This window comes from Salipiger sp. HF18 (genome assembly GCF_011806505.1).
In the GTDB taxonomy this organism is placed as follows: domain Bacteria; phylum Pseudomonadota; class Alphaproteobacteria; order Rhodobacterales; family Rhodobacteraceae; genus Salipiger; species Salipiger thiooxidans.
Genome location: NZ_JAATOS010000224.1, coordinates 1 through 6,502, shown reverse-complemented (window position 1 = coordinate 6,502; position 6,502 = coordinate 1). Strand labels below are relative to the sequence as shown.

The following is a 6,502-nucleotide window of genomic DNA, read 5'->3' as shown; positions in this document are numbered from 1 at the left end:
GGAGATGGATGCACCGCCAATGACCGAGGCCCTGTCGCAGATCCCGCTCCTGCAGCTGTTCGCGGGGCTCGCCGCCGGGCTGGCGCTCGGGCTCTTCCATTTCGCCACCCTGCACCGGGTCGCGGCGCTCTATGTCGGGGGCGGTTCGGCGCCGAAGGCGCTGGCGCTGCAGCTCGGCCGCTTCGCGCTGCTGGTGGCGGGGCTGGTGCTGCTGGCGCTCTGGGGGGCCACGGCGCTGCTCGCGGGCGCCGCCGGGGTGATGATCGGACGCGCCGTGGTGCTGCGCCGCAACCGGAGCGCCGCCTGATGGAGAACCCTCTCTCGATCGAGCCGCTCTTCCACCTCGGGCCGGTGCCGGTCACCGCGCCGGTGGTGGTGACGTGGGTCATCATGGCGGTGCTCGCGGCGCTGGCCTGGGCCACGACCCGGCGCCTGACGCTGCGCCCCGGCAAGGCGCAGACCTTGCTCGAGCTCATGGTGACCACCATCGACGCGCAGATCGCCGACACCATGCGCCGCGACCCGGCGCCGTTCCGGGCACTCATCGGCACCATCTTCCTGTTCGTGCTGGCGGCCAACTGGTCGTCGCTGATCCCCGGCGTCGAGCCGCCCACCGCCCATGTCGAGACCGACGCGGCGCTGGCGCTCATCGTCTTCGCCGCAACCATCGCATACGGCATCCGGGCACGCGGCGTGGGCGGCTATCTCGCCACCTTCGCCGAACCCTCGTGGGTGATGATCCCGCTCAACGTGATCGAGCAGATCACCCGCACCTTCTCGCTCATCGTGCGCCTCTTCGGCAACGTCATGAGCGGGGTCTTCGTGGTCGGCATCGTGCTGTCGCTGGCGGGACTGCTCGTGCCGATCCCGCTGATGGCGCTCGACCTGCTGACCGGCGCCGTGCAGGCCTACATCTTCGCGGTGCTCGCCACCGTCTTCATCGGCGCGGCCGTGGGCGAGACCCGCGACCCCGCCGCAAACGACCGGAAGGACCCATCCGATGACTGACAACCTCGTGGAGATCGTCTCGATCCTCGCCGCCGCGCTCGCGGTCGGCATGGGCGCCATCGGCCCCGCGCTCGGCGAAGGCCGCGCCGTGGCGGCCGCGATGGACGCCATCGCCCGGCAGCCCGAGGCCGCGGGCACCATCAGCCGGACGCTCTTTGTCGGGCTTGCCATGATCGAGACCATGGCGATCTACACCCTCGTCATCGCCCTTCTGGTGCTCTTCGCCAACCCCTTCGTCTGAGGGGCGACCGGCCATGAGCATCGACTGGTGGACCCTTGGTCTGCAGACCGTCAACGCGCTGGTCCTGATCTGGATCCTCGCCCGCTTCCTGTCCCGCCCGGTGAGCCGCATCCTCCCCGAACGGCAGGAGGCCGCCCATGCCGAGCTCGACGCGGCGCAGGCGGCCCGGGCCGAGGCAGAGGCCGCGCGCGAGGCCGCGAAGGCCGAGACCGCCTCGCTCGCGGCCACCCGCAGCGACGCGCTGGCCCGGGCGCAGGCCGAGGCCGCCGAGGAGCGCGACCGCCTGATCGCAGACGCGCGTGCCGAAGCCGCGACCCTGAGAGACAGCGCCGGGCACGAGCTGGCCCGCGAGCGCGACCGCCAGCGGCACGCGCTTTCGCAAGAGGCCGGTGAGCTTGCCGCCGACATCGCCGCGCGGCTCATGGCGCGCCTGCCCGAGACCACCCGCATCGCGGGGTTCACCGAGGGGCTGGCCGAGGCCGTGGCCGGGCTGCCCGAGGCCACCCGCGCCCGCATCGGCAGCGAGGGCCCCGTCATCCTGCGCGCCGTGCGGCCGCTCGAGCCCGCCGAGAGCGCAGAGCTGAGCGCCGCGCTGGCCCGGGTTCTGGGCACCGCGCCCGCGCTCACGGTCGAGACCGACCCAGCGCTCATCGCCGGACTCGAGCTCGAGACCCCGCACGCCATCGTGCGCAACCATCTCCGGGCCGACCTCGACCGGATCCGGGCGGAGCTGACCCATGACTGACGATCCCAAGCTCTCCGGCTGGCTCGACCATGGCCGCGACGCGGTGCGCCGGGTGCCGCTTGCCCCCGAGGCCGAGGCCATCGGCCGCGTCACCCGCATCGCCGACGGCATCGCGCAGGTCTCGGGCCTGCCCGACGCGCCGCTGGGCGCTCTGCTGCGGTTCGAGGGCGGCCAGTACGGCTTCGCCCACAGCCTCGGCGCCGAGGAGATCGACGTTGTCGTGCTCGACGAGACCTCTGCCATCGAGGCCGGCGCCCGCGTCGCCGACACCGGCGAAGTCCTGCGCGTCCCTGTGGGCGAGGCGCTTCTGTGGGCGGGGTCGTGGACCCGCTCGGTCGCCCGCTCGGCGGCGGCCCCGCCCCCGACTGCGCCGAGAGCCCCCCGGTCGAACGCCCCGCACCCGCCATCATCGAACGCGACGCCGTGGCCGCCCCGCTCGAGACCGGGGTGCTGGTGGTCGACAGCCTCTTCGCGCTCGGCCGCGGCCAGCGCGAGCTGATCGTCGGCGACCGCGCCACGGGCAAGACCTCGCTCGCGGTCGATGCCATGGTGAACCAGAAGGGCAAGGACGTGATCTGCGTCTATGTCGCCGTCGGCCAGCGCGCCACGGCGGTGCAGCGGGTGATCGCGGCGGTGCGCGAGCATGGCGATCTGTCGCGCTGCATCTTCGTGGTCGGCGGCGCCTCCGCCGCGCCCGGGCTGCAGTGGATCGCGCCCTTCGCCGGCATGACCATGGCCGAGTATTTCCGCGACCGCGGCCAGCACGCGCTGGTGATCATAGACGACCTCACCCGCCACGCCGCCACCCACCGCGAGCTGGCGCTGCTCACCCGCGAGCCGCCGGGGCGCGAGGCCTATCCCGGCGACATCTTCTACCTGCACGCCCGCCTGCTGGAACGCGCCGCCAAGCTCTCGGCCGAGCGCGGCGGCGGCTCGCTCACCGCGCTGCCCATCGCCGAGACCGATGCGGGCAACCTCTCGGCCTACATCCCCACCAACCTGATCTCGATCACCGACGGGCAGATCGTGCTCGACAGCCACCTCTTCGCCTCGAACCAGCGGCCGGCGGTGGACGTCGGGCTTTCCGTGAGCCGGGTCGGCGGCAAGGCCCAGCTCGAGGCGCTGCGCAAGGTCTCGGGCCGGGTGCGGCTGGATTACGCGCAGTTCCAGGAACTCGAGATGTTCACCCGTTTCGGCGGCATCTCGAACCCGAGGGTGCGCGGCCAGATCGCCCGCGGCGAACGCATCCGCGCGCTGCTCGCGCAGCCGCGTTTCGCGGGACTGCGGACGATCGACCAGGTGGCGCTGCTGGCGGCGCTGGGGGATGGCGCGCTCGACGCGCTCGCCCCGGCAAGCTTCCCCGTTCTGCGGACCCGGCTTGGCGCCTGGCTCGACGGCCATGCCGCACAGGCGGTGACATCGGTGCGCGACAGCGGCAAGCTCGACGACGACAGCCGCCGGGCGCTAGTCGCCGCCGTGGCCGAGCTGGCCGCCAGCCTCGCGCCGGAGGAGGCCCCGGCATGACCGGCCGTCTTGCCGAGGTCGAGGCCCGCATCGGCACGGTGCACAAGCTCGCCTCGGTGATCTCGGCCATGCGCGGCATCGCCGCCGCCCGGGTGCAGGAGGCGCAGCGCCACGCCGAGGGCGTCCGCACCTACGCCGACACCATCGGCGCCGCCATCGGCGAGGCGATGCCGCTCCTGCCCGACCGCGACCCGCCGCCGCGCGGCACCTGGGCGGACGGGCGCGAGGGGCGCCGCGCGGTGATCCTGCTGGCCGCCGAGCAGGGCTTTGCCGGCACCTACAACGAACAGGTCTTCGACGCCGCGACCCCGCTGCTGGACGGGCCCCACGATCTCTACATCGCCGGCGACCGCGGCCTGCTGGTGGCCTCCGAGCGCGGCCTGCCGGTGGCCTGGTCCGGCGCCATGATCGCCCACCCGGCGCAGGCGGCGACGCTGGCCACCCGACTGGCGGACGTGGTCTTCGAGGCGCTGGCCCGGGCGCAGGTCACCGCCGTCTCGGTGGTGCACGCAGCGCCGGGCACCGCAGGCGGCGCCATGCAGGTGCTGGTGCGCAGCCTCGTGCCCTTTGACTACGACCGCTTCCCGCCGCCACCGAACGCCGCCCCGCCCGAGACCACGCTGCCCGCCGCCGACCTGCTGTCGCGGCTCGCCGAGGAATACGTCTTCGCCGAGCTGACCGAGGCCGCGATGCTGGCCTTCGCAGCCGAGAACGCCGCCCGGATGCGCGCCATGATCGCCGCCCACGACAACGTCACGGGCTCGCTCGAGAGCCTCGGTTCCGAGGCCCGCCGGCTGCGTCAGGAGGGCATCACCGACGAGATCATCGAGCTTGCGACCGGCCGGCAGGCGACGCGCTAGTGCGTCGCCGTGGCGCAAAGGAATAAGCTGTCTTCCCGCGCATGATCCTGTAAACTCCCCTAGGGAGGACGACATGCCATACACTTTCAAAAGGGGCCCCAGCGCCTTCGAGCCGCCAAGCCTTCACGAGATCCATCTCGAACAGGAAAACAGGCGCTTGCAAGCCGATCTTCGTGCGTTCGTCGCGATCGCCGTGCAGCACGGGCTGCGCAACTATTGCGAGAATCGCCATCCTGATCTTCTGCAGGAACTTGAAGATGGAATCGAACGCTCGGAGGAGCGGACCGAGATCAAATATGCGCGAATTCTTGCTGCCCTCACCAAGGTGCCAGGGCTGCATGCAGTGCGCGGCGACACCGAGGAACGCACCTACTACATGACCGCCGAGGAGAACGTCGCCTATGTCGAGCATTCGCTCAAGAACCGGCGTTTCATCCTGAGCGGGATCTGGGTGGCCCCCGCATGGCGCGGACAGGGCATTGCCCACCGCATCCTGCGGCGCCTGCTCGACGCCGCCGACGACGCCGAGATCGGCGTCGCGCTCTACCACGAACCCTTCGGCGAGCCCGGGCTGCAGAAGGACGAGCTTGAGGCGTTCTACAGCCGCCACGGCTTCCACCGCCATGCCTCGGCCCCGGACGGTCTCTACCGTTACCCGGGCAGCCCGCTCGACATGCACCTGCGCCCAGACTGATCCCACGATCCCGAACCGATCCCGCCGCGACGTCTCAGACCTAAGTCCATGGCGCCGCGGCAACGGAGCCGTGCTATACTGACCGGCCCAATTGTCAGGACAGGGAGCGGAAGGTCCATGTGCCAAGTCTTCGCCGGGCAGGATCCGGCCCGTTACGCCAGCACCACGCGCCGCCTGCGCCTCAACGGCCAGAGCACCAGCATCCGGCTCGAGAACGCCTTCTGGCACATCCTCGACCAGATCGCGGCGACCGATGGCGTATCGACGCCCGCGTTCATCTCGAAACTTCATTCCGAAGTGCTCGAGACGCGCGGCGAACCGGTGAACTTTACCTCGTTGCTGCGCACCGCCTGCCTGATCCACGCCGGCCAGGCCGGGGTCGCCGACCACCAGGACAGCACCCTCGCCGTGGCCGCCGAGTAAGCGAAAACGGTCACATAACGGGCATGTAGTAAACCCCTACTACCCGCGCCGCCCGCGCCCCTGCCAACCTGACCGGACCAGGAACGATCCGACGCAGGAGGCTTACAGTGGCGAAGGCCATTCACAGCATGATCCGCGTGCTCGACGAGGCACGCTCTCTCGAATTCTATCGCCGCGCCTTCGGACTTGAGGTTGCCGCCCTTCTCGACTTCCCCGATTTCACGCTCGTCTACCTCAGCAATGACGAGAGCGGCTTCGAACTCGAACTCACCGTCAACAAGGACCGCACCGAGCCCTACGATCTGGGCGACGGCTATGGCCACCTCGCCGTTTCGGTCGGGGACCTTGCCGCCGAACACGCCCGCTTCGAGGCCGAGGGGCTGAACCCGCGCAAGCTGGTGGAATTCGCCCCCGCCGGCGAGGTGGTGGCGAAGTTCTTCTTCGTCGCGGATCCGGACGGTTACCAGATCGAGGTGCTGCAGCGCGCAGGGCGCTTCCAGTAACTCGCCCCCGGCGCCTTGGGAGGGACGCCGGTTTGTCTTGAAAGGGAGGACACCATGACCAAGACAGCCACGCGCGGGATGACCCGCCGCCAACTGCTGACCCGTGCGAGCGCGGTCGGGGCGGGCTTCGTCGCAGGCTCGGGCTTCATCGCCGCGCCGGACGCCGCCTGGGCCTATGAGACGGGCAGCATCGAGCCCGCGGCCTTTGCGACGCTGGTGCAGATGGCCCGCGATATCTACCCCCACGACCGCATTCCCGACGAGAACTACGTCCTTGCCGTCAAGGGCTACGACACCCCCGAGGCCGCGCCCGCGATCATGGCCGGCATCGCCGCGCTGGATGCCGCGGCGCAGGGCCACGGCTTTGCCTCCTACATCGAGACCGGCTGGGAACGGGATCGCGTCGACATCCTGCGCGCCATGGAGGACAGTGTCTTCTTCCAGCAGATCCGCGGCGGGCTCGTGACCGGGCTCTACAACCAGAAAGCGGTCTGGCCGATCTTC

Annotated in this window: 10 protein-coding genes and 1 pseudogene; all 11 read left to right on the top strand. The window is 70.7% G+C overall.

From position 1 onward, the window contains the following. Positions 1–307, top strand: a 307-nt coding sequence (locus HC022_RS16590; RefSeq protein WP_254885136.1) for an ATP synthase subunit I, incomplete at its 5' end; no start/stop codon positions are given. Then, on the top strand, positions 304–1,008 hold the full coding sequence (locus tag HC022_RS16585) for a F0F1 ATP synthase subunit A (protein ID WP_217704011.1): 705 nt from the start codon (positions 304–306) through the stop codon (positions 1,006–1,008). The genes HC022_RS16590 and HC022_RS16585, both read left to right, overlap by 4 nt. Next, a complete protein-coding gene (locus tag HC022_RS16580) occupies positions 1,001–1,249 on the top strand; it encodes a F0F1 ATP synthase subunit C (protein WP_008885869.1) in 249 nt (82 codons plus the stop codon). Before HC022_RS16585 ends, HC022_RS16580 begins: the two co-directional genes overlap by 8 nt. Positions 1,250–1,262: 13 nt before the next feature. Beyond that, entirely contained in the window at positions 1,263–1,994 is a 732-nt protein-coding gene (locus HC022_RS16575) for a F0F1 ATP synthase subunit delta (protein WP_167453166.1), read from the top strand. Next, positions 1,987–2,208, top strand: a pseudogene (locus HC022_RS29250) (F0F1 ATP synthase subunit alpha); the annotation flags it as partial. The gene HC022_RS16575 and the pseudogene HC022_RS29250, both read left to right, overlap by 8 nt. Positions 2,209–2,303: 95 nt before the next feature. Further along, entirely contained in the window at positions 2,304–3,518 is a 1,215-nt protein-coding gene (locus tag HC022_RS16570; RefSeq protein ID WP_368484682.1) for a F0F1 ATP synthase subunit alpha, read from the top strand. After that, positions 3,515–4,378, top strand: a complete 864-nt coding sequence (locus HC022_RS16565; RefSeq protein WP_167453165.1) for a F0F1 ATP synthase subunit gamma — start codon at positions 3,515–3,517, stop codon at positions 4,376–4,378. The genes HC022_RS16570 and HC022_RS16565 overlap by 4 nt, the downstream gene beginning before the upstream one ends. Positions 4,379–4,535: 157 nt before the next feature. After that, positions 4,536–5,072, top strand: a complete 537-nt coding sequence (locus HC022_RS16560; RefSeq protein WP_242661816.1) for a GNAT family N-acetyltransferase — start codon at positions 4,536–4,538, stop codon at positions 5,070–5,072. Between the two features lie 117 nt (positions 5,073–5,189). Next, the gene (locus HC022_RS16555; RefSeq protein ID WP_167453164.1) at positions 5,190–5,495 is read left to right on the top strand and encodes a ribbon-helix-helix domain-containing protein; all 306 of its coding nucleotides are present in this window, start codon (positions 5,190–5,192) and stop codon (positions 5,493–5,495) included. Positions 5,496–5,602: 107 nt separating this feature from the next. Continuing rightward, positions 5,603–5,998, top strand: a complete 396-nt coding sequence (locus HC022_RS16550) for a VOC family protein (RefSeq protein ID WP_167453163.1) — start codon at positions 5,603–5,605, stop codon at positions 5,996–5,998. A gap of 54 nt (positions 5,999–6,052) precedes the next feature. Then, a partial coding sequence (locus HC022_RS16545) for a Twin-arginine translocation pathway signal (RefSeq protein WP_167453162.1) occupies positions 6,053–6,502 on the top strand: 450 nt, incomplete at its 3' end.

What these genes read in the sequence shown, in the direction of transcription:
- HC022_RS16580 (WP_008885869.1), top strand. Translation starts at nt 1,001, where the DNA reads ATGACTGACAACCTCGTGGAGATCGTCTCGATCCTCGCCGCCGCGCTC.
- HC022_RS16575 (WP_167453166.1), top strand. Translation starts at nt 1,263, where the DNA reads ATGAGCATCGACTGGTGGACCCTTGGTCTGCAGACCGTCAACGCGCTG.
- HC022_RS16565 (WP_167453165.1), top strand. Translation starts at nt 3,515, where the DNA reads ATGACCGGCCGTCTTGCCGAGGTCGAGGCCCGCATCGGCACGGTGCAC.
- HC022_RS16555 (WP_167453164.1), top strand. Translation starts at nt 5,190, where the DNA reads ATGTGCCAAGTCTTCGCCGGGCAGGATCCGGCCCGTTACGCCAGCACC.